Origin of the sequence: Virgibacillus sp. 7505, assembly GCF_002272135.1 — a bacterium.
In the GTDB taxonomy this organism is placed as follows: domain Bacteria; phylum Bacillota; class Bacilli; order Bacillales; family Amphibacillaceae; genus Terribacillus.
Window position 1 is genome coordinate 1 of sequence record NZ_NPBF01000468.1, and the last position, 212, is coordinate 212.

General features: G+C 49.5%; 1 pseudogene. It reads right to left on the bottom strand.

Features of this window, described 5'->3' with window-relative positions:
* Positions 1-212: pseudogene (locus tag CHH91_RS19825) on the bottom strand (monofunctional biosynthetic peptidoglycan transglycosylase); the annotation flags it as partial.

Consider the following 212-nt stretch of genomic DNA (forward strand, 5'->3'; position numbering starts at 1 on the left):
ATCGCTGTTTCCATAAAGTCAGCCCAAATCCGTTTTGAGATTTGCCCTTCAACCGATTGATTGATGTCTTTGTCTTTATCAAAACCAACCCACACAGCAGTAACGAGCTGTGGTGTATAGCCAACCATCCAGCTGTCCCGAGGCGTTGATCCAGATTTTCCGGCTGTCGGGTGCGTAAGCTGTGAGGCCACGCTTGCACCAGTAACCGATGT